Origin of the sequence: Glutamicibacter sp. AOP5-A2-18, assembly GCF_052446055.1 — a bacterium.
In the GTDB taxonomy this organism is placed as follows: domain Bacteria; phylum Actinomycetota; class Actinomycetes; order Actinomycetales; family Micrococcaceae; genus Glutamicibacter.
In genome coordinates this window covers 59,792-80,239 of sequence record NZ_JBQSVW010000002.1, presented here as the reverse complement: position 1 = coordinate 80,239, position 20,448 = coordinate 59,792, and the positions used below count along the sequence as shown (strand labels likewise).

At 55.2% G+C, this 20,448-nt stretch carries 26 protein-coding genes; 12 read left to right on the top strand and 14 right to left on the bottom strand.

Annotated elements, in window-relative coordinates:
• The 4 genes from ACT3RW_RS17645 to mobC all read right to left on the bottom strand — a co-directional run.
• A partial coding sequence (locus ACT3RW_RS17645; RefSeq protein WP_444614682.1) for a hypothetical protein occupies positions 1–201 on the bottom strand: 201 nt, incomplete at its 3' end.
• Entirely contained in the window at positions 198–1,049 is an 852-nt protein-coding gene (locus tag ACT3RW_RS17640; protein ID WP_013350305.1) for a hypothetical protein, read from the bottom strand. The genes ACT3RW_RS17640 and ACT3RW_RS17645, both read right to left, overlap by 4 nt.
• 26 nt (positions 1,050–1,075) lie before the next feature.
• Positions 1,076–2,578: a relaxase/mobilization nuclease domain-containing protein gene (locus ACT3RW_RS17635; RefSeq protein WP_443437607.1), complete on the bottom strand. Its 1,503-nt coding sequence runs from the start codon at positions 2,576–2,578 to the stop codon at positions 1,076–1,078.
• On the bottom strand, positions 2,575–2,958 hold the full coding sequence (gene mobC, locus ACT3RW_RS17630; RefSeq protein ID WP_441688228.1) for a plasmid mobilization relaxosome protein MobC: 384 nt from the start codon (positions 2,956–2,958) through the stop codon (positions 2,575–2,577). The genes ACT3RW_RS17635 and mobC overlap by 4 nt, the downstream gene beginning before the upstream one ends.
• 259 nt (positions 2,959–3,217) lie before the next feature.
• On the opposite strand from mobC, the gene ACT3RW_RS17625 reads away from it, so the two are divergent.
• A complete protein-coding gene (locus ACT3RW_RS17625) occupies positions 3,218–3,484 on the top strand; it encodes a hypothetical protein (protein WP_443437608.1) in 267 nt (88 codons plus the stop codon).
• A 274-nt stretch (positions 3,485–3,758) separates the two neighbouring features.
• On the opposite strand, the gene ACT3RW_RS17620 is transcribed toward ACT3RW_RS17625, so the two are convergent.
• From ACT3RW_RS17620 to ACT3RW_RS17605, 4 genes are all read right to left on the bottom strand, one after another.
• Entirely contained in the window at positions 3,759–4,838 is a 1,080-nt protein-coding gene (locus tag ACT3RW_RS17620) for a zeta toxin family protein (RefSeq protein WP_443437609.1), read from the bottom strand.
• A gap of 26 nt (positions 4,839–4,864) precedes the next feature.
• Complete coding sequence (locus ACT3RW_RS17615; RefSeq protein WP_443437610.1) at positions 4,865–5,323, bottom strand: hypothetical protein; 459 nt, start codon at positions 5,321–5,323, stop codon at positions 4,865–4,867.
• Positions 5,324–5,451: 128 nt separating this feature from the next.
• Positions 5,452–5,994, bottom strand: coding sequence for a hypothetical protein (locus ACT3RW_RS17610; RefSeq protein WP_444614681.1), 543 nt, complete (start codon positions 5,992–5,994; stop codon positions 5,452–5,454).
• Between the two features lie 20 nt (positions 5,995–6,014).
• On the bottom strand, positions 6,015–6,398 hold the full coding sequence (locus tag ACT3RW_RS17605; protein ID WP_443437612.1) for a hypothetical protein: 384 nt from the start codon (positions 6,396–6,398) through the stop codon (positions 6,015–6,017).
• 184 nt (positions 6,399–6,582) lie between these two features.
• Between ACT3RW_RS17605 and ACT3RW_RS17600 the strand changes: the two genes are divergently transcribed.
• From ACT3RW_RS17600 to ACT3RW_RS17590, 3 genes are all read left to right on the top strand, one after another.
• Positions 6,583–7,176 carry a recombinase family protein gene (locus ACT3RW_RS17600; protein WP_441717720.1) on the top strand — a complete coding sequence of 198 codons (594 nt, stop codon included), beginning with the start codon at positions 6,583–6,585 and terminating at the stop codon, positions 7,174–7,176.
• Between the two features lie 240 nt (positions 7,177–7,416).
• Positions 7,417–7,857, top strand: a complete 441-nt coding sequence (locus ACT3RW_RS17595; protein WP_141392850.1) for a hypothetical protein — start codon at positions 7,417–7,419, stop codon at positions 7,855–7,857.
• A 379-nt stretch (positions 7,858–8,236) separates the two neighbouring features.
• Complete coding sequence (locus ACT3RW_RS17590) at positions 8,237–8,671, top strand: hypothetical protein (protein ID WP_096254224.1); 435 nt, start codon at positions 8,237–8,239, stop codon at positions 8,669–8,671.
• 214 nt (positions 8,672–8,885) lie between these two features.
• On the opposite strand, the gene ACT3RW_RS17585 is transcribed toward ACT3RW_RS17590, so the two are convergent.
• Positions 8,886–9,167 (bottom strand): hypothetical protein, encoded by a 282-nt coding sequence (locus ACT3RW_RS17585; RefSeq protein ID WP_096254225.1) that lies wholly within the window; start codon positions 9,165–9,167, stop codon positions 8,886–8,888.
• A gap of 788 nt (positions 9,168–9,955) precedes the next feature.
• Here ACT3RW_RS17585 and ACT3RW_RS17580 point away from each other — a divergent pair.
• Complete coding sequence (locus ACT3RW_RS17580) at positions 9,956–10,426, top strand: hypothetical protein (protein WP_141392852.1); 471 nt, start codon at positions 9,956–9,958, stop codon at positions 10,424–10,426.
• 186 nt (positions 10,427–10,612) lie between these two features.
• Here the strand turns inward: ACT3RW_RS17580 and ACT3RW_RS17575 are convergent, their stop codons facing one another.
• Positions 10,613–10,783, bottom strand: coding sequence for a hypothetical protein (locus tag ACT3RW_RS17575; RefSeq protein ID WP_444614680.1), 171 nt, complete (start codon positions 10,781–10,783; stop codon positions 10,613–10,615).
• Between the two features lie 49 nt (positions 10,784–10,832).
• Here ACT3RW_RS17575 and ACT3RW_RS17570 point away from each other — a divergent pair, with 49 nt between their 5' ends.
• The 4 genes from ACT3RW_RS17570 (at position 10,833) to ACT3RW_RS17555 (ending at position 14,725) form a co-directional block, all read left to right on the top strand.
• Complete coding sequence (locus tag ACT3RW_RS17570; RefSeq protein ID WP_444614679.1) at positions 10,833–11,405, top strand: copper chaperone PCu(A)C; 573 nt, start codon at positions 10,833–10,835, stop codon at positions 11,403–11,405.
• A complete protein-coding gene (locus ACT3RW_RS17565; protein ID WP_444614678.1) occupies positions 11,405–12,607 on the top strand; it encodes a Dyp-type peroxidase in 1,203 nt (400 codons plus the stop codon). Before ACT3RW_RS17570 ends, ACT3RW_RS17565 begins: the two co-directional genes overlap by 1 nt.
• Before the next feature lie 82 nt (positions 12,608–12,689).
• Positions 12,690–13,235 carry a PepSY-associated TM helix domain-containing protein gene (locus ACT3RW_RS17560; RefSeq protein ID WP_444614677.1) on the top strand — a complete coding sequence of 182 codons (546 nt, stop codon included), beginning with the start codon at positions 12,690–12,692 and terminating at the stop codon, positions 13,233–13,235.
• A 95-nt stretch (positions 13,236–13,330) separates the two neighbouring features.
• Positions 13,331–14,725 (top strand): IS1380 family transposase, encoded by a 1,395-nt coding sequence (locus tag ACT3RW_RS17555; protein ID WP_444614676.1) that lies wholly within the window; start codon positions 13,331–13,333, stop codon positions 14,723–14,725.
• Here the strand turns inward: ACT3RW_RS17555 and ACT3RW_RS17550 are convergent.
• Positions 14,691–16,168 (bottom strand): IS3 family transposase gene (locus ACT3RW_RS17550; protein WP_444614675.1). Its coding sequence is split into 2 segments (ribosomal slippage): positions 14,691–15,772 and positions 15,772–16,168, totalling 1,479 coding nucleotides; the frame shifts between segments, so codons are not numbered across the junction. The genes ACT3RW_RS17555 and ACT3RW_RS17550 overlap by 35 nt on opposite strands.
• A 627-nt stretch (positions 16,169–16,795) precedes the next feature.
• Here ACT3RW_RS17550 and ACT3RW_RS17545 point away from each other — a divergent pair.
• The 3 genes from ACT3RW_RS17545 (at position 16,796) to ACT3RW_RS17535 (ending at position 19,055) form a co-directional block, all read left to right on the top strand.
• Positions 16,796–17,107 carry a hypothetical protein gene (locus ACT3RW_RS17545; protein ID WP_205738228.1) on the top strand — a complete coding sequence of 104 codons (312 nt, stop codon included), beginning with the start codon at positions 16,796–16,798 and terminating at the stop codon, positions 17,105–17,107.
• Positions 17,108–17,480: 373 nt separating this feature from the next.
• Complete coding sequence (locus ACT3RW_RS17540) at positions 17,481–17,765, top strand: DUF6355 family natural product biosynthesis protein (RefSeq protein ID WP_096254232.1); 285 nt, start codon at positions 17,481–17,483, stop codon at positions 17,763–17,765.
• Between the two features lie 57 nt (positions 17,766–17,822).
• A complete protein-coding gene (locus ACT3RW_RS17535; RefSeq protein ID WP_443446703.1) occupies positions 17,823–19,055 on the top strand; it encodes a glycosyltransferase 87 family protein in 1,233 nt (410 codons plus the stop codon).
• Positions 19,056–19,090: 35 nt separating this feature from the next.
• Here the strand turns inward: ACT3RW_RS17535 and ACT3RW_RS17530 are convergent, their stop codons facing one another.
• The 3 genes from ACT3RW_RS17530 to ACT3RW_RS17520 all read right to left on the bottom strand — a co-directional run bounded on the left by ACT3RW_RS17530 (position 19,091) and on the right by ACT3RW_RS17520 (position 20,427).
• Positions 19,091–19,420 carry a hypothetical protein gene (locus ACT3RW_RS17530; RefSeq protein ID WP_442334675.1) on the bottom strand — a complete coding sequence of 110 codons (330 nt, stop codon included), beginning with the start codon at positions 19,418–19,420 and terminating at the stop codon, positions 19,091–19,093.
• Between the two features lie 65 nt (positions 19,421–19,485).
• Entirely contained in the window at positions 19,486–20,043 is a 558-nt protein-coding gene (locus ACT3RW_RS17525; RefSeq protein ID WP_096254235.1) for a GNAT family N-acetyltransferase, read from the bottom strand.
• A gap of 45 nt (positions 20,044–20,088) precedes the next feature.
• Entirely contained in the window at positions 20,089–20,427 is a 339-nt protein-coding gene (locus ACT3RW_RS17520) for a hypothetical protein (RefSeq protein ID WP_096254236.1), read from the bottom strand.
• Positions 20,428–20,448 lie beyond the last annotated feature (21 nt).

Below are 20,448 nucleotides of genomic sequence, written 5' to 3'. Positions count from 1 at the left end.
CGGTGCCCACGCATGGCCTGAGGGGCCATGCCTGCGCAAGTAGCGCGGTAGCGCATACCCATGCAGCCACTGTTCCGCATCCTCATAGAGGAAGGGGCGTTCTTCTGGTTCTTGCTCGGTCACTGGTTGTTGGGACGCTGGCTCGTTGGCCTCGCCAGCGTCCAGATCCAGCTCATCATCGTTTGGGGGAATGCCGATCATCGCGTTCGCTCCTGTCCCTGTGTGCGTGCCGGGGCCGCTCCGGCCATGACTCGCTTGCGGTTCTTCATGGCTGTCTGGGGGTTAGCGGTGGTTGGAGCCAACGGGAAATCAGCGTCTTTGCCGCCCTTATCTTTCCACACCGTCAGCAGCCGTTGCGCAGCGGGGCTGTTCTGCTTCGGCTCTGCATCAGCAGAACCAGGTTTTGCCCCATCGGCATGCTTAGGAGCTGCGGGAGCCGCAGAATTTTCAGTTGGCTCACCCTGTTCTTTGCCACCAAGCACCGGCTCTTGCTCGGCGCGCCGCTCCGCCGCGTCAGCGTGAGCCTCATCAGCCAGTTCTTCACCTGCTGCGCGCTCAGCCACTGCTTGGTGAGCTTCTTCGTTCTCCTGCGCCTGCTCGGCTGCTACCGGGTTGCCTTCGGCGTGCTCCCGCTGGCCGGCCAGGTAGTCATCCAGCGCATCCCGCAAGGCCCGGTGGCGGTCAGTCGCCGCCGTGGGATGATCCCGGTTAATGTCCTCCACGTTGATCCCGAACTGATTGCGGATACGGTCAGCACCAGCCATGAACGCCTGGGAAGCTGATTCATGGCGTCCAGCAAGTTCGCTGGCCACGATCATCCTGTCGGCAATCGCCTCGCTGCCAGCGCTCTTCCAGAACTGCGCTGAAGATAAATCTCGGTGAACCATCTGAGCCACGTTGCGTTCACGCTCTACTTCCGCATTGGCCTCGGACAGCCGCATTTGTGCTCGGCGCTGGGCGTTCTCGGCCATTTGCATTCCCGAACCCATCACGGCTCGGACAATGCTGCCGAAGTCCTGCATCATCTCTGATTCTTCCTGGCTTTCCACGGTGCTTCCTCTCGTTAGGTTGGGGCCTATCGTTCGTAACCCTGGTCAGTACCCGATCCAGGACGCGCCCCGGCGTTCCAATCCCGGTACGGAACATGCGGTGCCTTCGACGCACCCACTTTCTGCGCTTCCTGTGCCTGGATACGTTTCATTTCCGCGTTCACAATGTTCTCGGCATCGTTGATCAAGCGATCGACACCCGAAGCAAAACGAGGCCGATCAGCAGCCATATGATTCTGCATCATGACTCGGCCTAAGCGACCAGCTTGCTTCGCCAAAGCAACCCAGCCATAACCTTTGCCAGCTTTGAATCGCTGGTTCAGCCTTGCCGCGTAGCGCACATTGCCTCCACCCTGGGCAGCACGGGCGTAAGACTCTGAAAGCTGCTGGAACGTCGCTGGCCTGCCGCGCTCGAACTGCAACGACAAACGCGCGTAAATGTTCGCCAGCGTATCCGGGCCAGTCTTATGGCTCATCATCCGATCCAACTGCTGAGCACTGACCGGATGCGCTACTGCCTTGCGATCCCCGCGGGACTGGCTCGATGAATGCAAGGACACCAAATAGGCATCCCCGGCCACGCGATCCTTGTTCCCGAACCTGGCGTGAATATCATTCCAGGCAAGAGTGGAATCCAGCTTTGACGGCGCGTACCAAATCACTTTGTCATCACTGCCGCGTTCGCCCAAAGACACCCGATAGCCGCGCACTTCACTGTTCGATCCGGCCTTGAAACTCGGGGCAACACGCACGCCCAAGTCCTGTGCATGGCGCACATACTCTTCGGCACTATTCGCCGTGGACAAGGCTGCACGCAGACGGCGACGCAGCTCGAACTTATCCGACAAAGCATTATTCCCACGCTCGGCCCTCGCACGCTCTGCTGGCTTCTCTCCCGCCAGACCCTTGCCGTGTTCCTGGGACTCCAATCGAGGCAATCCATACTCTGTTTCCAGCTCGCGGCACGCGACCTGGGCGCGGTGGAAATCATTGTGCGTGCTCGCCTTGGTTCCGTCCTCGCGAACCATCGACACCACTACGTGAATATGGTCGTTGCCATTCTTCGATGCGCCGTGATGCACCGCAACCCAGCGCGAGGATTTCGCGCCGTCCGGATCAATGAAACCCATCTTTTCCACGAAGGACTTCGCGATCTTCTCCCACTGCTCATCGGGCACTGAGCCGTACCCGGATTCAACAGCCAAGGAGCAATGCCACACGTGCGCATCCTTCGACCCGGTACGGATCTTCTTGCCGTTTTCATCCTTCAAGAACTCGCCGGATTCTTCGTCTTTCGCATACACCGGCTTGGTCACTTCCGTACCGTGCACCTTGCGCGGCGCATCCAGCATCTCGGCAATCTCAAAAGCATCATACTTCGACAAATCAGCACCAGGAGCATAAGCGAAAGTAACGCGATCATCTCCGGCAATGAGCCGTTGGTTCTCGTGCTCGTTGGAGCGGCCAGGGCCAACCAGGTAATTCATCAAACCGGCCATGCGACCACCACGAGTGACATTTGGAATCATGACGGCTCTCCCACGATCCTCAACGACTCCAAGACCTCATCAATGCGGTTAACCGTCGCACGCAGATGTTCCAAAGAGTCATGCAGCTCGTTCTTGATTTCTCCCGTCGAATTTGCGACACGGGCAATTTGGTTAATGTTGTTTCCCGCAGCGGCAAGGCCGCGCTGCAACTGGAACAAGGCTGTCAACAAGTCCCGCCGTTCGGTGACCGTTTCACCTTGAAAAGCGGACAAGGTTGATTCAACGAGAAGCCGCTGAACGCTCACTCCAAGTTCGTCGGCGTGAACGCGTAAAGCGGTGTCCTGGGCTACGGAAAGCTTCAACTGGCGAATGACCCTACGGCCACCGCCGATGTTCGCCTGACGCTTCCGCTCAGCCACAACCAATCCTTCCAGCCCAGTGCAACACCACATGAATCAACTGATTCAAGTGTCCCATGCCCGCTGCACGCAGTAAAGCGGCAAGCCGACTTAGCTATGCTAAGTCTATAGCTTGCTCCGCCTCATCGGCGGCGCACTGTCTCTCACCAGGGTGTAACAAGCGTTGGCTTCATGGCCTGACCGCGCTACGCTGGAAGCATCAGTCAATCGCCGGATTGGCCTTGCTAAGTCGGCGCAAACCTATCGGAAGGTTCTAGCCATGAGCGACGCAGCAAACCGCATTCTCGAACAGCTCCAAGCGCAAAACGATCTGCGCATGGAAGCAGCAAGCAATATCGCCCAGGCGGTCGCCGCCCGCGTGGAAGCTGAACAGCAGCTAGAGCAGGCCAAAGCCGCCGAAAAGCAAGCTTTCAACGCCGCATTAAAGAAGGGCTGGACTCAAACCGAGCTGAATAAGATTGGTTCCCCTTCGCGTCGTCGCACGCGCAAGAAGGCCGAAGAAGCGAACGCTGACAACGAAAGTTAAGCCAGCGCACAGCAAAGGGCCGGTGCTCACCGTGAGGTGAGCACCGGCCCTTGTTTAACCCGTGACTAAGTGTCTAGCCTCCTGCCCACATGGGCACGAAAAAAGCCCTCCCGCTCCGCTGCTTTTTTCGCACACATGATGGACAGCAGGAACCATCCGACCGACCGCACACAGCCCAAAAGTTGCGGTACCGGAGTTCTCTCACCTGATGCGATCTTGGGTTGTGCACGGATCTCTGAGCCAGCGAATCATCTTAACTACTAGTCCTGGTCAACTAGCGTTCAAGCCCTTGATCCTTCGTCGGTGCATGGTTCCCAAAACCATAAGGTCTTTGTTGTGGTTGTCCCTGCCGCTTTTGTCCCGCTGGCTGCGGAAAATCGGCGTTGATTCCACCCACGGGTTTTCTTGGTACGACCGTCCTTGAATCCGCAGTATCTTTGCCTTGGAAGGAGTCTCCGATACCGCGATCAACTAGCTTCCCATCGACTTTTACGCAGTCAATCTCCGGCGTTGCCGAACCTCGACGATACTGTGTGAAGCTCACAACACCCTTGCCGTTTTCGGCCAACCAATTTGCCGATTCCTCAGTGGCTGACTTTCCGTCTGGTGTGACCAGATTATTTGCAAAATCTGATGGCACTGGGCGGCCGCCAAGTTGACTCTCTCCGCGCTCAAACGCTTCGCGCCCTGCCTGCCAACGGCCATAGATTCCGGCCTTGGATTCCTCGAATGTTGCCTGCACGCTCACCACATCGTAGGTGTAGCCACGCTTGTCCAAAGTAGCAGCGACTTCCTGCGCCGATCCCTGCGATTTCAGCACCGTATCAATGACATAGTTCGTGCCATCCTTGCACAAGTCTTTCTGTAGCTTGGCGCCGAGCATGGACGATTCTTCATGCACTAACGCAGCAAACTCCATTGGCGCGAACTTGTGCCCCTGGGCTTCAAGTTCTTTCACCAATGGAGTTTTCAGACGATCCAGATTCCCGCTCTCTAATTCATGCTGGATGATCTTCTCTTTGAACATATCCGGGTCACACTGCACATAACCAGGAACGTCATTCAAGCGTTCGCGTTGCACGGTTCCCTTGCCAGCTCCGGGCGGTCCAGCCATCACAATGGCTTTTCCCTCGTGCCTGATTTCGCCGCGCTTAGCCGAATCAGCAACAACCTCTTGCATCCACTTCTTATGCAAAAGTTCTCGCTCCGACATGGCACGTGGCCGCGATCCGCTTTGAATAAAATACTGCTCTTGTTTGATCGTCGAGTATGCCCCGCGCGGGTTCATATCAGGATCAGCCAGCACCTGGCGCAGCGCCGCGTAATGTCGTTCTATTGATTCGTCGTTAGCCAACGATTCACCCTTCGGTTGCTCGCCGCCTAATCGGCCGTCTTCATCAAAACTTCATCGTAAGTAGCAGCGTCAATCAGCTCATGCCGCAGCGCGTCACCTACTTCTTCCCAAGTTCCTTCCAGGCTCTCTTCGTACTCCCCGTACTCGTTCGCCCAGGGGGTCGGCTTATAAGGCCACTCGACCAGCTGGCGCACCAGTTCCTCACGGCCGATATACCCGGCCGCATACCGCTGGCACACCTCATAAGGGCTTGCAGCGTTGAACCCCCCAACCACAGCCGGTACAGCCTGGGCACGCTGCAACGCCTTCGCCACGGCCGGCTGAGACATACCCAGCAACGCCGCCATCTCGCGCTGAGTCATTCCACCAGCAGCAGCCTTCAAAGTGCGCTTGTAGTCCAGCGCATCAACCTCTACCCGCTGCCGAGCTTTCAGCAGCTGCGCGCGCATTTCATCATGCTGTGGACGTTCCATTAGCTGGCTCATGACAACCTCCTAAACCTCGAAACTAGCATTTCCTGACTTCAAATATAACACTTGTTATCACTTTGAATCAAGGATTTTCCACTACCAAGGAACGGTAAAATTTTCTCGGAACTCGCACAAGGAATTCATCAAAATATCTCAGGAGGCATGCCCGGTATAGGAATCTTTTCTGACGCCCAGTTTAGGACTCTCCACTGACCATCCATCAGGCGCATAAGAATCGCGTAGAAAGGCCTTTCTTCACCAGGTTGCCACGCGACTCCCCCTGGGACCTCTGGATGCACATACAAAAGTTCTGTATCTAAAGCAACGGTCCGCGGAGTGCCCCCAATGCCCGCAGTGGCAACATTAAGCGGGTAAGCCGCTCGAAATTCTCGCAAAATCACCGTTGAAAAATCCACCCACAGTGGTTCGGTCATCGCATCGGGTTGAGACAGGTCACCCACAACAGCCTCAGGATCATACCCATCGACAATCAAGGAATTCTTATTAGCCTCGACCCACCATTGCACTAGGCAAAGCCGATATACGGGATGAAGAAATTCCCATGCAGCTTCAAAATTCTCAGCATAGAAAGGATTCAGGAAGTTCCACGCTGCAGATGCAACTTTGGCCTGCGCAGAAAGTTCTTCTAGCTCTTCTGGAGAAAGGTTATGTGGATCAAATGACATGGATCCAGTATGGCGAACAATCAGGGTGAGGTCACTTGCTCAATCAATAAAACTATAAATGGGACTGTTACGGCTGCCCCTGCAAGCAATATGGCTGCCCAAGACATTCGACGGTTGAATCCTTGCTGAATATCTTCGCGCGCTGCTGATACACGACGTTCAGACGCCAACTCCTCACTGAGTTTGCGCATAGCCGACAACATTTCAGTTTGTCGGGCCGCATGTTCCGCGCTAAGCGTGGCGGCGTCTCTCGCTTCCTGAGCTAAATCACGAGATTGCTCTGCAATTTTCATTTGCGTCCGCGAGACTTGCATTGCTTCCCGATGTTCAGCATCGCGAGGATCTGGTATATCGAACTGCGACGAATTCGGTAAATTGGGCGGTATCTGAAAAAAATTATTCATTCATCCAGTATCGCCCTAATTGCGTCTTGCATCCCATAGGTTGCAAGACGTCTCACCACCTACCACTCCCCTGATGAAAAATTCGCGGAAACTCAACGGTTCGAAATTCTCGCAACCATGTGTCGCAACCAATGACGTAAAATCAGGTCAACACCATTAGTTGCGAGACACTTTCGAAGGACCGATGACCAAACTGATCGGATACGCCCGCGTATCAACGAAAGCCCAAGACGCTGACCGGCAAATCCAGGATCTTCTTGCGGCCGGGGTCCGGCGCGATGACCTCTATATCGACCACGGCCTATCCGGCGCATTGGCGAAGCGGCCCGGACTCGGTAAGGCGCTCGAATCGCTGCACCCGAACGACACGCTCGTGATCACCACCCTGGACAGACTCGGGCGCTCCACCCAAAAAATGCTCGAATTAGCCGAAGAACTTCGTGAGCGAAATATTGGTTTACGGGTGCTGAACTTGGGCGGCGGCGACGTTGACACCAAAACACCCATGGGTGCCATGGTCTTCACCGTCATGGCAGCACTGGCCCAAATGGAATTAGAGATCAAACGCGAACGCATCAACGACTCCGTCACCAAACGCCGCACCTGCGGCGGCGACCTTGGAGGTCGACGCCCGACCTTTACCGAGTCCCAGATCCGCACCGCCGCAAAACTCATCCAGGCCGGCGAACCAGCAACACAAGTCGCCAAAGACATGGGCATGTCCCGCGCAACCCTCTACCGACGGATCAATAAAATGGACAAGCTTCACACCAATTAGTTCATTCATAGAGATCGACGTCATCGGGCCTGGGCCATCCCCTTAAGTTTGCCGGCCATGAGACGCCCAAAGTCTTCCGCCGATTGAATACCCTCTTTCCCAAGTTAGGAGTATTCTCAGAAGATCACTCCACGAAGATTACCGAGCGTCAGAGGCGAAACCGGGGAACGTACCTGAATAAAATTCAGTAAAGCTCGTGGTCGGTCAGCTTAGGGCAAGCTGCCCTCAATGGAGGAAGATATGAACACGCCCGAACTGCATACCCCCGCCACCCAACGTCTCAACGAGCTGCTGCACTGCCCTATAACTCAAAGGCACCTCACCGCGTATGGATGGGTGGAAGGCATGCCAGTAGTCTTTGCCCACCGAGATGAGCTGGTGGAAGACGTCATGGGGTTTGTTTCCGTCCATGGACGGGCTGTGCTTCTGGTGCTCACCAACGCTCAAACTGACGCCTTGCAACTGTGGCATGTCACCATCCCCAGCCCCCTCTTCACCAGAGTTGTTCCTCTGCCATCGGGAACTACGCTCGCGGAACTCTGCGTCAGGCACAGCGAGAATAGGATCACGCGCTTTCGCGTCCATTTCTGGGCTCATAGCGCCGCGCTTCACCAGATCCCCCTCTACGTCAGCAACGACAACAGGGCGGCGGATGCCCAGCTGTCATCTGATAATCGCTGAGCCTTGTGCCAATTCCCTAGTCAAACCTTTTAAATTTCTGAGAATCCTCACCGATCCCCAGTTTCGACGCTTCATATGCGCTCTGAGCAACGCGCGGCCCCCAGCCTTTGCCTGTCTGACTAGTCATTTTCGGCATTCTTCCGCCAATCCACTTTTTCTTTCCACAGGCAATTTGATTCCTTGAAAAACTGCCAATTGATGAGTTGACGTGAACTTTTATTAACGTTTACCTGAATCGGTAGCGTTGTTGCGCTGATCATCCTAGGGTGGAAACAACACACTAAGAACCGCAGCGACAGGCAGCCAGTCTGCGTTGTGTCTTGTTCCAAGCTGATGGGGATCACTCGGAAGACTCAAGAACACAGTGGAGGTAGTACCAATGCCAGGACGTCTCGTAAGAACGCAAACTGCCGAACGCGTCAGCGATCTGCTCGGATCATGTGAAGGACGCGCACACCTCGCCGCGCACGGCTGGGCTCAGGGAATGCCAGTGGTCATGGCTGATCCTGCCGAACTTCTCAACGACGTCATGGGCATGGTATCCATGCACGGGCGATCTGCGTTGGTCGCTATGCTCGACGCTGGCTCTGATGAACTTAAATTCCTCTATGTTTCCCCGCCGAACCCCGTATTGAAGTCAGTCGATCCGGAGGAAGCTACAACTCACATCCCAGAGCTTTTTGCTCGCACAGAGAATCAAGGCGCGGTAACTTTCCGAGTAAAGTATTGGGATTCCTGCGCAGTGGCACTGCCCATCCCGGTATTCCACCCAGTGTCAGACACGAAAAGCTACGGGCAGCGCTTGAGCCTCTGACCCTTTCCGCACACTTTCGGATGGCAGAGAAAGGAGCATTGCGGCTTAAGGCCAGTCATCGGCCATGCCGCACAGCTAAATCCGTAGCTCTCTACCAGTAAGTCTTTTATTGCGCCGTTCTATCACCGGTTTGATCAGCCTCGTTCAGCTTCGAAAGCTGAAGAGGTTCAGGCTCCGCTTTCGCTTCATTAATCGAGCACGCCTGTGGTGCGTGCTACGAGTGCGGATGCTCATGTGAATCGTGGGAAAGGCGCTGCAGGTCTTGGTTCACCGCGTCGGGGTTTTCTTCTGCCGCGAGACGATGCACAGCTTCGAGCAGTCCTTGGACTTCTGCAACGCGGTGAGACCAATAAGTGGTCTCTAAACCGAAACCTAAAGCCGACTCCTTGGCGAACTGGTGTAACCCGTTAAGGTGGGTCTCCAAAGCGCTGGTCAAGTCATCGTACTGGTCAGGTGAGAGAGATAGATGAATGTCTTTGCGGTGGGTGTTCAACATGAACTCCTGGGTTGTCCAATAGTTCTATGGCCTCTGACCTTACGGCCGGGTAACAGGTATAGATCAAGACCGGAGAAATTTACTCAGCAACCCCACAAGAACCGTGACCAGCCAAGAAAAATCGGTCTTTGCTGAAGTACAGGACGCGGGCACCGAAGTAAAGCGAAATGGGATTGCCCCGGCCAAGCCTAAAGGAACACCGGCATGCTACGCCATGACGCAGGCCTCACCGGCAGTTCTTCACCCGGTTCCCGTGAACAGCCACTCGAGGCATCCGAATGGCCGTGTTTCTCCTCGCGGTCAATATCTTCTATTCACGGTGGACCGCAAGACGGAACCATTGGAGACACAACCTCTTTCGGGCACGACTCAAAAATCTAAAAATCAGCCAAAAAATCTGAAGTCAGCTGCATCCCGTAAACCACTGACCATGGATTGTGGGAAATACCGTTCCGGAATCAGGTTTCGGGAATCCGAAAAGACTGCGAATCCGCTCACTGACGGATAAGGCGCGAGCAGTTGATCCTGCGTCCCATAAATGACCGTTTTCGGTCCTTCTGCAAACAGGGGCCATTACCACTTCAGTTTTACGGGATGTCGAAATACAGCGCTCAGTCTGGAATACTAGGGGTGTGCAAAAATCCGCCCGCTCGACACGTGTTCTCAGAGGCACGACCGCCGCATTCTTTGCGACGTTCGTTTCTCTGTGCTCCCACGTACTCGCAGGCGGAGACGTACCAGGACTCCTGAACGTCGCGCTGCCTCTCGCGCTGTCGTTTCTAGTGTGCATGTTGCTTAGCGGTCGACAATTCACCCTGTGGCGCTTGGCCGGGATGGTTGGATTCAGCCAGCTGCTCTTTCATCTGTTGTTCTCGATGGGGGCCGGGCATTCAGCTGCGTCCATCATTGGCGGGCAGGGCATGCACGCGCATCATGGGATGACTATGCCCATAGATGTCACTACCTCGGTCGACGCTGCCACCATGAGCCATGGTGATACCACGATGCTTCTAGCCCACCTCATGGCGGGCCTTGCTACCGTGCTGGTTCTGCATCGTAGCGAACAAATGCTCATCGCTGCCGCTAACATCGTTGACCTATTGACCTGGAAACTGCTGTGGCGACTAGTTACTTTCGCCTACCAGCTAATCCACCCACAGCCGACTCCCACTGCCCCGCGTGAAATCCCGACCTGCACGATATGCGTGTATTCAACGTCGGTTATTCGTCGGGGTCCACCCGCACTCACCACGGTGTAAGATCACTCCCATTTACAGATCAACGCGTCTGTGGGTTTTTTACGTCTGCCTTACTGACGACTGACAGGCGGATTTGTTGCGTCTCGTGTTGCTGTCCACAGGAATTTGCTCGTATGCAAGACCGCTTTGAACCCGGGCCTGGCATGCTGCTTCACGCACAACTATTCATCGTGATGATTTCCTAGCTCAGCAACTGCCTGCATAGTTTCGCGCCCCGTCGCTCAGTAATCCGCACAGTGCGCTTACACCATAGACTTCCATGCCCTTCTTCTGAGGGCATTCCCTCACCATGCCATCCCCAACAACCGGTTGCCCTGCATATTGCTCGGCATCCAGAGTTTTTGGGCTCAACAGCATATCTCCTTCGAAGCGCGCTGTCTGCGCTTCCATATTTTTAGGATGAACCTTGAACACCTCTTTTGCTCTGCGTACCGCTGCCCTCTGTGCCGCTGCCCTGCTCACCCTGAGCGGCTGCGCTACAAACTCCGCCGAGAACAGCCCCGCATCACCGGCCAATGCCACGGTCACCATGAAAGATCCGTGGGTGAAGGCCGCTGACGAAGGCATGTCCGCAGGATTCGGCACCATTGAAAACACCGGGGACCACGACATCACCGTTACCTCCGTGACCAGCCCTGCCTCCACCGACCTGGAACTGCACGAGACCGTAGCCAATGAATCCGGGGCCATGGTCATGCGTGAAAAAACCGGTGGCTTCACCATCCCCGCCCATAGCGAACTGCATCTGGAACCCGGGGGAGACCACATCATGCTCATGGACCTCACCGAACCACTGCAACCAGGCAATGATGTGAACCTGACCCTGACCTTCTCCGATGACACCACCTTCGATGTCACCGCCCCCGTCAAGGAGTTCGCCGGAGCCAACGAAAAATACGAAGGCACCGAGCACGGGGACATGGACCACAGCACCATGGATATGGACCATTCCGCATCGGAAAGCGCCCACGATCACTAATGCCCCACGAAAAGACACCCTTTCAAAGTGGCCCGAGTCGGCGCGGAGTACTGTTCGGTGGAGCCGCCGCTGGGCTGGGAGCGATCGCAGCCCTCGGCATTGAGTCCTTGACTAGCACCACCGCGCCCGCTGAGGCAGCGGATCAGTTGCACGGGAACACCGTGATTCCGTTCTATGGCCCCCACCAAGCAGGCATCGCTACGGAACCGCAAGCCCACGCCACCTACATCTCTCTCGCCCTGAATGAAAAGGTGGACAGTGCAGCAGTGCAGCGCCTCCTGCGACTGCTCACAGATGACGCAGCAAGGCTCACCCAGGGGCAAGCTGCATTGGCAGATACCGAACCGGAACTAGGAGCAGTTCCTGCCCGCTTGACCGTGACCTTCGGCTTTGGCCCGAAGCTGGTGGAGCTGGCAGGATCCTCTGCCGCAGGTATTCAGCCACTGCCTAAGTTCAGTATCGATCGGTTGCAAGAACGGTGGAACGACGGAGACCTGTTGCTGCATATCGCCTCGGATGATCAGCTGACCGTGGCTCATGCCCAGCGGATGCTGCTCAAAGATGCCCGACGGTTCGCATCGGTGAAATGGGTGCAACCAGGATTCCGCCGTTCTAGAGGATCAGAAGCTACTGGCACGACGATGCGTAACCTCTTCGGCCAGGTTGATGGAACCGTCAACCCCTCGCCGCAGACCGCAGACTTCAACGCGCTGGTATGGAACCCTGATGGAAGCACCACCATGGTCATTCGCCGCATCCAGATGGACGTCGACACCTGGGACGAAGTGGATCGTTCCGGTCGAGAATTCAGTGTTGGACGAACCTTGGCGAATGGTGCCCCCACCACCGGCAGTCAGGAACACGACGAACCCGATTTCGAAGCAACCAACGCTCTCGGATTCACGGTCATTCCCGCCCATGCACACATTCGACGCGCCCGCTCAGAGAACCCCAGCGAGCGGATCTTCCGCCGGGGATACAACTATGACGAGCAGCCCACTGGAACCGATATTTCCGATTCGGGACTGATTTTCGTGTCCTACCAACAAAGCGTGGCCAAGCAATATGTCCCGTTGCAACAACGTCTGGCGGAGCTTGACGCGCTGAACCAGTGGACCACGCCGATCGGCTCTGCCGTGTTCCTCATCCCGCCAGGCTGTGCCGAAGGAGGATTCGTCGGTGAAACCCTCTTCAAGGCATGACCAGCCCTATTATTTCTCTTCTTTCAAGGATTACTCATGACACTTTTAGACACCGCACCCCCCGGAATCCCAACCGCCTTCCATGCCTTCCCGTCCGACTCGCAAAGGCTGGTTTGGGCAACTGCTACTTCGGCTGCATTTCTACGCAGGAATTTTCATCGGTCCGTTCATCCTCATCGCCGCCGTGAGCGGAGCCTTATACGCGATCACGCCGCAGATCGAACAAGCGGTCTACGCCAAAGAACTGCACGCACCGGTTGCTGATTCCTATCTGCCGCTAGCTGATCAAGTCGAAGCGGCCAACTCCTATATGGGTAGCAGCGAGGCCTTGGTCGCGGTGCGTCCGGCACCGAATGAAGGGGACACCACGCGGGTGATGTATGCCGACCCAGCACTGGGCGAGAGCGAAACCAGGGCCATCTTCGTGGACCCTGCCACCGCTGAAATCCGCGGCGATCTCACCGCCTACGGAACCAGTGGTGCCCTGCCATTACGCACCTGGATCGACCAGTTGCACCGCAATCTGCAACTCGGTGAGCCAGGACGCATGTACAGCGAGCTGGCAGCTTCCTGGCTAGGTATCATTGCCCTTGCCGGCTTAGCCCGGGTATTTCATGAAGGCCGGTAGTCATTAACTGACTTAAAAGATGAAAAGGTGATCTGAACTGGGAAAATGGGAGTGTCTAAGCTTCCAAAATACCCGTTCGAAGGATCACCTTTTCTGTGAACCATTCTACCCAAGTTTTCCCTGCCATCCCGACCCAACTCACCGGCCAAACCTTGGTCTCTCACGCAGGGTTATCTGTACTGACCAGTTTCCTGAACGCCTTGGACTTCCGCAGCCTCTGCGAGGACCGGTTCAGCCAGTTCGTGCCAGCCTCCGCGACGCACCGTCCAGGCAAGATCCTCGGAGCATTGGCTCTATCGTTGGCGGCCGGCGGTGAACAAGCCACAGACATCGACCAGCTACGAGCCGCACCAGACCTCTTCGGTCCTGTAGCGTCGGATGCCACAATCAGCCGATTCATGGGCCGGATCAAGGAACAACCAGAAGCTCTCTCCTACGGGTTCGCCACCATGACCCGGAGTCTGCGTTCCAAGGTTTGGACGGCGGCCGGGCCCCGGAATCCCGCCCGGCTGGCTACGGCAACCAATCCGCTGATTATCGACATCGATGCGTCGCTAGTTCATGTCCATTCCGAGAAAGAATCCAGCGCAGGAACGTATAAAGGCGGATACGGCTTTTCACCGATGATCGCCATGGCTGACTACGGCAAAGCCCACGGCACCGGAGAAGTCCTCGCCGTGCAGTTGCGCCCGGGAAACCGGGGCGCAAACTCCGCGAAATCCCATATCGAGGTGCTCGGCCAAGCACTGGCCCAGCTGCCTGATGATTTCTATGACGAGCACGGAAACCTGGTCGGTGAGAAGATCCTGGTCCGTACCGATAATGCTGGGTCCTCCCGGGAGTTCTTGCACCACCTGGATTCGTTGGGGATCCAGTTCTCCACCTCATATTCGCTGCCGGTCATCAAGGAACGGTTCGTCCGGTGGATCGATGAGAAGAAGTACTGGGAACCAGCACTCACCGCTGACGGGCAGCAGCGTGATGACGCGTGGGTGATTGACGCGAGCAAAGTCTTGGAGCTGAAGGACTACCCACCAGGAACAAGGATCTATCTGCGCGCTGAGCCGTTGCATCCCGGTGCGAAAGCAAACTTGTTCGATACCGACGGGAACCGGGTGACAGCGTTCTTGACCAATGCTCCGCGGTTCAACGTGGCGTTCCTCGATGCCCGGCACCGTGCCCGTGGCCGGTGTGAAAACAGGATCAAAACGTTGAAGAATGCGGGGTTGGGGAAGCTACCGTATTGGTCTTTTGCTGCGAACCAGGCGTGGGCTGACCTGGCAATGTTCGCGGTGAACTTGGTCGCATGGCTGCAACTGGCCGTGCTGCCTGGCGGTCATAAGGCTTCGGTCTGGGATCTTAAGCGGTGGAGGTACCGGCTGTTCTCGATGGCGGGGAAAATCGTCTCTGGTGGGCGGCAACGGAAATTTTCAAGTCAAGTGAGACCACTAAGTCTTAGACCAACAGCTTTTCTCCTTCTTCCTGCTTGATCGGTTCGTTAATCCAAGCCGCTTCAGGCAGCAACATTTTCTTCGGGAGCCGGTTCTTTCCAAACCGCTCAGGATGCTCCGCCCATGCCTTTTCCAACGCCGCTAGGCGTTGGTCATCCACGTGCCCAGTCATCCCGAAATGCACGTCGGCAGGAGTATGAAAACCCAATCCTGAATGGCGATGCTCAGTGTTATACGCATGAACAAACCGGCCCATAAAATCCCTGGCGTGCTCCAACGAACCGAACCGCTCAGGAAATACCGGCATATACTTCAAAGTCTTAAACCACGACTCGGAATACGGATTGTCATTGCTCACCTTCGGCCGGGAATGCGAACGCAACACATCCAAATCAGAGAGCAACGACGCGACCGGTTTGGACGTCATAGACGTCCCGCGATCAGCATGAACTACTTGCGGGACTTGATCCTGAGCAAAAACCTGCTTCATGAACGCTTCAGCCAAAGCCCCAGACTCCCGCAAGTGGACCTGGCACCCGACGATATAACGAGAGTAAATATCGATCATCACGTACGCACCGAAGTAGGTCCCTCTGTGAGGCCCCGCCAATTTGGTGATGTCCCACGAAAAGACCTCACCAGGCTGATACGCCACTAATTCAGGGACTTTCCGGGCCGGATGACGTGCCTGCCGCCGGCGCTCAGCGACTTGTTTTTCCCGACGTAGAAGCCGATACATGCTGGCCACCGAACACAAGTAGGTCCCTTCGCTGAGCAGCACAGCATAGATCTGTTCTGGTGCTTGATCCACAAACCGGTCGCTATTCAACGTTTCAAGAATCAACGCTTCTTCAGCCTCGGTGAGTTTGTTCGCCGGTGCTGGACGAGGCGCATCAACTGGCTTGGGTGGAAAACGTTCAGCACGCTTGTGGCGGGCCATCGTGGCTCGGCTGACACCAGCCAGAGAACTGGCTCGGCGAGTCGAAATCCCAGACTCAACGAGCTGGTCAAAGACGTTTTTCATGAACGCACGGGAGTCTATTCGGAATCCGCGCTCTTCGAGATCTGCTCCAAGAGCGCGTGTGCTTTTCCCATGATGTCTAGCGCGGTTTGCGTGGTCGCGAGTTTCGCGTCACGGGCAGCTAATTCTTTCTTCAGTCGTGCGATTTCTGCTTGTTCTTTGGTGAGTTTGCTCTTCGTGGTCCGTGCCGTTCCGCCCTGAGCTGTGGTGGCGTGCTCGTCGAGGATCCCTGCGTTGCGGAGTTTGCGCCATTCAGCGATGTGGGAGGAGTAGATTCCGTTGGCGCGTAGGTAGCTGCCGCCTTCACTTGTTTGGATGGCTTGGTCATAGCCTTCGAGGTAGGCAAGTTTCTGAGCGGGGCTGATGGCACGGCGTCGGGGCTGGTCCGGGCGTGGAGAAGAATCCATGCTTCTATTCTCGGACACATCAGGGGCTGGTTGCTTCAAGGTGGTGATGCTCATGGTGCGCTGAGTTTCCTTGTTCTCGCCCTGTCTGGGGTGAGGCGGGGGTTGCTATGAGGGGCTGGTCTCACTCAACCCTGACAGACAGGGGAGCGCTAGCCAGAGCCGTTCAGTTCACTTTTGAAGCCAGCCGTGTAGGCGACGGATCTCTCTACATCGAAGGATTCTCGATGAATCCTACGGACAATTGGCAGCCAGGAGACTACCGCATAGACATCGTGAAAAACCCCTGAATCGAGAATATTATTCGCAACCAAAGCAAGAATCTAAGGCTCCAGGATCTCCCGTTCCTTTTCTGATCCGGTCACTGACCGTGGCGGTCTAGGCGCTTGTCTCGTCATAGCTTCGCCTAGTGAGAGCACTGGGTGTTCCGCAGCAGAGTGGGCCCCAATGGTCGGGGTGTTCCTCAATCGGTGTTTAGTCTCCTAGGGATGGGTAGGTTCCGTCGGTGGTGGTTAACGTTTCCATCCAGCAGGTGCTATTGCTGGCTTGCTAGATGCCTTGCAGCGCGGTGGTAGCTCTCCCAATGGTCGTCTCATTGTGGCTAGTTGCCCAACCTTGAGCGGGAAATTTGGGTGAGAATTGGATCATGACAACTGCCTCATAAACCACCGTTATTGGATCCAAATGAAAAGCCGATCACCTTCCAATCTGACGAATCAGTTCAGCCAACCTATCTTCCCGATCCCGCAGGGCTTGTTGGCCGTCGAGAGAACGCGTCACGATCTTCTCGTCTCCCCCACGAAACAGCGTTGTATCGCCGACTTCGAGCCAAGCAGCATGCTCTCCCCTGCCGTGGTATTTGCCTTCACAGGAACACGTGCAGTCATTACCTTCAGCTGTCTGGCATCTCGTATCGCACTGCTCAGCCGTGCTGTAATGCATATCAATGAGAACAAGTCCATCGCGAATAGCTACTGCTTCAGCAACATCCGTTAGATGTTGACGTGCGATCGTCCAATACCCTTTCCAGCCCGGTTCCCCAGGATCGGCCACAACCCATGTTGGTCGGATGGCAGCGCCAGTTGCCGTTCTGAACATCTCCTTGTTCGTTGGCTGTCCATCTCGGGGAGCATTCAAGCCCCTTACCTGAATCCTGCCCCTAAGCGGGCGAATAATTGTTGCGGTCATAAGCGTATGCTACAGACCCGCACACCGCTCTAGCCACCAATTCTGGAAGGCGCCTGTTTTTATTCCAAGTATTTGATTTGCGTATCCTACACTCAAAATATTTAAATATCACTACTGGTTTAAAAACCTTTATATACATATTCTGGTCTTGTCACTGCACCTCAGAAGAGAAGGTAAGCCAATGATCGGATTGAAGAAACGCCTAACTGGAGCCGCGCTTGCGCTGGGCATAATTGCGTCAGGGGCAGTCATAGCAGCCCCTGCCGCTCAAGCTGCGCCATGCGGCTATTACGTCAGCGGAGGGTATAGCTACTACAATCATTGCGGTTCAGGCAGAGCCTACATCCAGGTTGATCAGGTTGTAGGAAACTACGGTCAGTGCGTTGGCCCTGGTTCGACCCTGCTACGCAAGAACGATGGCGGCATCTACGCAATCACCAACGCCTTCTATCTTCGCTCTTGCTAATTGTCATAGGGTGGGTAGAGAGAATCTCTAACCAGTAGACAAGTAAGGTCGTTGCCAGTGTTACAGCAGAAATACGTAATTCAGTATCTTCTCCCGCTGGCAATGACCTTACTTTTTCTATGTCTGGCGTTATCAAGCCTGACCTACATGCCTGTAGATTTTTTTGTCTACTACGATGCGGCTCGCCAGGCTTTCACAACTGAGAATATCTACGCTCACAATATTTTCAGCGGACGATTGCCGGATGAGGGGTTGCCTTTCGTATACACCCCTTTCACCCTTTTACTCATCCAACCATTCACTTTGCTTCCGCCAATGCTGGCTTGGGTTGTCTGGACCTTCGTCATGCTTTGCGGACTTGCCTGGGCACTGAGGTTCCTGGCCCGCTCAATCGGCCACGATCCCTCATCCAAGTTTGTTATCGCCCTGTTTCTCCTGCTGAGCGGAACAACCGTGATCGCTCAGCATCTCGCTTTCGGGCAGATCAATATCTTGCTAGCTGTTGCCTGTCTCTATGATCTGGCGGCTAATAAGACACAGCGGATTTCTTGGCTGCCTCGCGGACTATTGACTGGCATTGCAGCAGGCATCAAGCTCACTCCTGCATTCTTCCTGTTTTATCTTCTCGCTACTCGCCAGTTCCGAGCAGCAATATGGATGTGCGCAGGAGGTCTGGGCACCCTGGCCATCGGCGCGGTACTCTTCCCCGTAAATACATGGCATTATCTGAGCGTGGAGATCTTGTCGCTGAGCGACAAAGTAGATCTGGGCAGCAATTTCGCAACGAGCGGGAACAATTCGATTTCCGGCGCTCTCGCATACTTTTGGGCGGACGCCCCCCTAGGAGTCAAGGCCTTCTTCATCCTTGGCGTAGCTGCGGCGGCCTTGGCTACTGCCTACCGTTTGCACAAAGCACAGCGAACCCTCGATGCAGTTCTTATTGTAGGCGCAAGCATTCAATTGCTCTCACCGGTTAGCTGGATACACCATTGGGTGTTCCTGGTGTTTATCGTCCTGCGCCTCTCCCTGAATGCACGTACCCGGCGCTGGGGCCTAGCCGGACTGCTCTTTCTGCTTATGCAACCAACCGACCTCGGCGATTGGGTTCTCACGGCACTACCTGAGAATATTGTTCTCTCTGCGATTGGCATAGTCTTCCGCGAAGGCTTACTCCTACTGACGCTAGCCTTGGGAATCGTTCTCGCTCGGCCGTCTGGATCATTCGAAATCTCAGAAAAAGGTACTTCCAGTCCTGCGCGACTGCCCGAAGGCCAGAATAGCGAGCGGTAGCATCAGATCGGGAGCTCAGCTCAAAAAAACAACCGTTATTGGTCGGTAGTCCACCGTTCATAAGACTCTTCGCTGTCATCGTCTGGAAAAGTCGTGGATTCAAGGCCTAGAGCTATGTTTAGGAACTCTTGCGCGACCGAAACACCGTGCTGTTCGTTCCCTACAAGCCTTGCACGTATGGCCTTATACCGCCTCCGCTCCTGCTTGAGGAAGTCGCGCTTGGTGCGCTCGTTCTCTGCGTCCTCGCTGCTCGGCTTTTCACCAGGTCTAGGAAAACTCACTCGCTGCTCGGCTTGGTCAAGTTCGCTAAGTACAAAATCGACCGCGACGGCCAGTGATTCAATATCTTCTTCTGAGAGTTTCATAGGGAGATCTTCCTTAATGCACTGGACAGTTTAGATATCGACCGTTATTGGATCAACCAGATTTTCTAGCGGTAGAACGGATATTGAAATGCAGGGTTGCTGCTGCGGGTCTCCGGGAAGATTCCATTTGGGCTTGACGGGGTTGCTGTACCTTCCTGTCCGACGTTAAAGCCTGCGCGTCGATACAGTTTGATGGCCTTTGGATGCGTAAACCCAATAGTCAAGGTGGGCTGCGGCGCACCGTATGACTCAGGAATATTGTGCAGCATGTTCAACATGACAGTTGCGATGCCCTTTCCTCGATGGTCGGGGTCGGTTGCGACATGAGAAACAGACATAATCGTGTCCGTTTCGAAGAGTCCCATTTCCACGATGACTGCTGCCGATAATGTGCCGCTAGCATCTTCTACGAGCATGCCCAGATTGTCTGTGGTCAGACTAAACCCATCAGAAACCTGGATATTCGCCCTGACAAATTGCGTCACAGCAGGAAGATCCTTTTCTGCCATGGGCCGGAAGGTGTAGCGCTGTTTCACCAATTCTGTAGCTAGTTTCACGTGTCTCTTTTTAACAACCTCTTGGCCATTTGCAGATCCAGGGTTATTTAGCGTTTGAGAAGTCATCGTCTTCTTTCGGCTCTATTGGCCGCGATAGCATTTCGCGTTGCTTTACCCATCATGCCGGTCTAAGAAGGTTGACCCTGGCACAGCGGATTTGTAGAGCTGCTGAATATGGTTATGCAGCGATCCCATCAAAAGCAGCTCGGCCGTGTCTTCCTGGAAGGATGGGCCTAGCGGCTCGGCGGCAGCGGCTCGGTACGCCTTGACCGCTTCAGGCTGTAGAACTTTGTACCGGTCCAGTTGGTAAGCAACTTCTCGCGCCACGTCGCTAAGAGCGTTCAAAAATTCGATCTGGGAATCTACCGATGAATGATCCCAGTAGCGTTCTGCTTTCAATGCGGCCGCTGCTTCTTGGAAAGCTTCGACCTGAACATTCTTGTTAGTCATGACAGTAGTATCCTTCTGTGG

What these genes read in the sequence shown, in the direction of transcription:
- ACT3RW_RS17635 (WP_443437607.1), bottom strand. Translation starts at nt 2,578, where the DNA reads ATGATTCCAAATGTCACTCGTGGTGGTCGCATGGCCGGTTTGATGAAT.
- ACT3RW_RS17625 (WP_443437608.1), top strand. Translation starts at nt 3,218, where the DNA reads ATGAGCGACGCAGCAAACCGCATTCTCGAACAGCTCCAAGCGCAAAAC.
- ACT3RW_RS17615 (WP_443437610.1), bottom strand. Translation starts at nt 5,323, where the DNA reads ATGAGCCAGCTAATGGAACGTCCACAGCATGATGAAATGCGCGCGCAG.
- ACT3RW_RS17610 (WP_444614681.1), bottom strand. Translation starts at nt 5,994, where the DNA reads ATGTCATTTGATCCACATAACCTTTCTCCAGAAGAGCTAGAAGAACTT.
- ACT3RW_RS17605 (WP_443437612.1), bottom strand. Translation starts at nt 6,398, where the DNA reads ATGAATAATTTTTTTCAGATACCGCCCAATTTACCGAATTCGTCGCAG.
- ACT3RW_RS17600 (WP_441717720.1), top strand. Translation starts at nt 6,583, where the DNA reads ATGACCAAACTGATCGGATACGCCCGCGTATCAACGAAAGCCCAAGAC.
- ACT3RW_RS17595 (WP_141392850.1), top strand. Translation starts at nt 7,417, where the DNA reads ATGAACACGCCCGAACTGCATACCCCCGCCACCCAACGTCTCAACGAG.
- ACT3RW_RS17590 (WP_096254224.1), top strand. Translation starts at nt 8,237, where the DNA reads ATGCCAGGACGTCTCGTAAGAACGCAAACTGCCGAACGCGTCAGCGAT.
- ACT3RW_RS17585 (WP_096254225.1), bottom strand. Translation starts at nt 9,167, where the DNA reads ATGTTGAACACCCACCGCAAAGACATTCATCTATCTCTCTCACCTGAC.
- ACT3RW_RS17580 (WP_141392852.1), top strand. Translation starts at nt 9,956, where the DNA reads ATGTTGCTTAGCGGTCGACAATTCACCCTGTGGCGCTTGGCCGGGATG.
- ACT3RW_RS17575 (WP_444614680.1), bottom strand. Translation starts at nt 10,783, where the DNA reads ATGCTGTTGAGCCCAAAAACTCTGGATGCCGAGCAATATGCAGGGCAA.
- ACT3RW_RS17565 (WP_444614678.1), top strand. Translation starts at nt 11,405, where the DNA reads ATGCCCCACGAAAAGACACCCTTTCAAAGTGGCCCGAGTCGGCGCGGA.
- ACT3RW_RS17560 (WP_444614677.1), top strand. Translation starts at nt 12,690, where the DNA reads ATGCCTTCCCGTCCGACTCGCAAAGGCTGGTTTGGGCAACTGCTACTT.
- ACT3RW_RS17545 (WP_205738228.1), top strand. Translation starts at nt 16,796, where the DNA reads ATGAAAAGCCGATCACCTTCCAATCTGACGAATCAGTTCAGCCAACCT.
- ACT3RW_RS17540 (WP_096254232.1), top strand. Translation starts at nt 17,481, where the DNA reads ATGATCGGATTGAAGAAACGCCTAACTGGAGCCGCGCTTGCGCTGGGC.
- ACT3RW_RS17530 (WP_442334675.1), bottom strand. Translation starts at nt 19,420, where the DNA reads ATGAAACTCTCAGAAGAAGATATTGAATCACTGGCCGTCGCGGTCGAT.
- ACT3RW_RS17525 (WP_096254235.1), bottom strand. Translation starts at nt 20,043, where the DNA reads ATGACTTCTCAAACGCTAAATAACCCTGGATCTGCAAATGGCCAAGAG.
- ACT3RW_RS17520 (WP_096254236.1), bottom strand. Translation starts at nt 20,427, where the DNA reads ATGACTAACAAGAATGTTCAGGTCGAAGCTTTCCAAGAAGCAGCGGCC.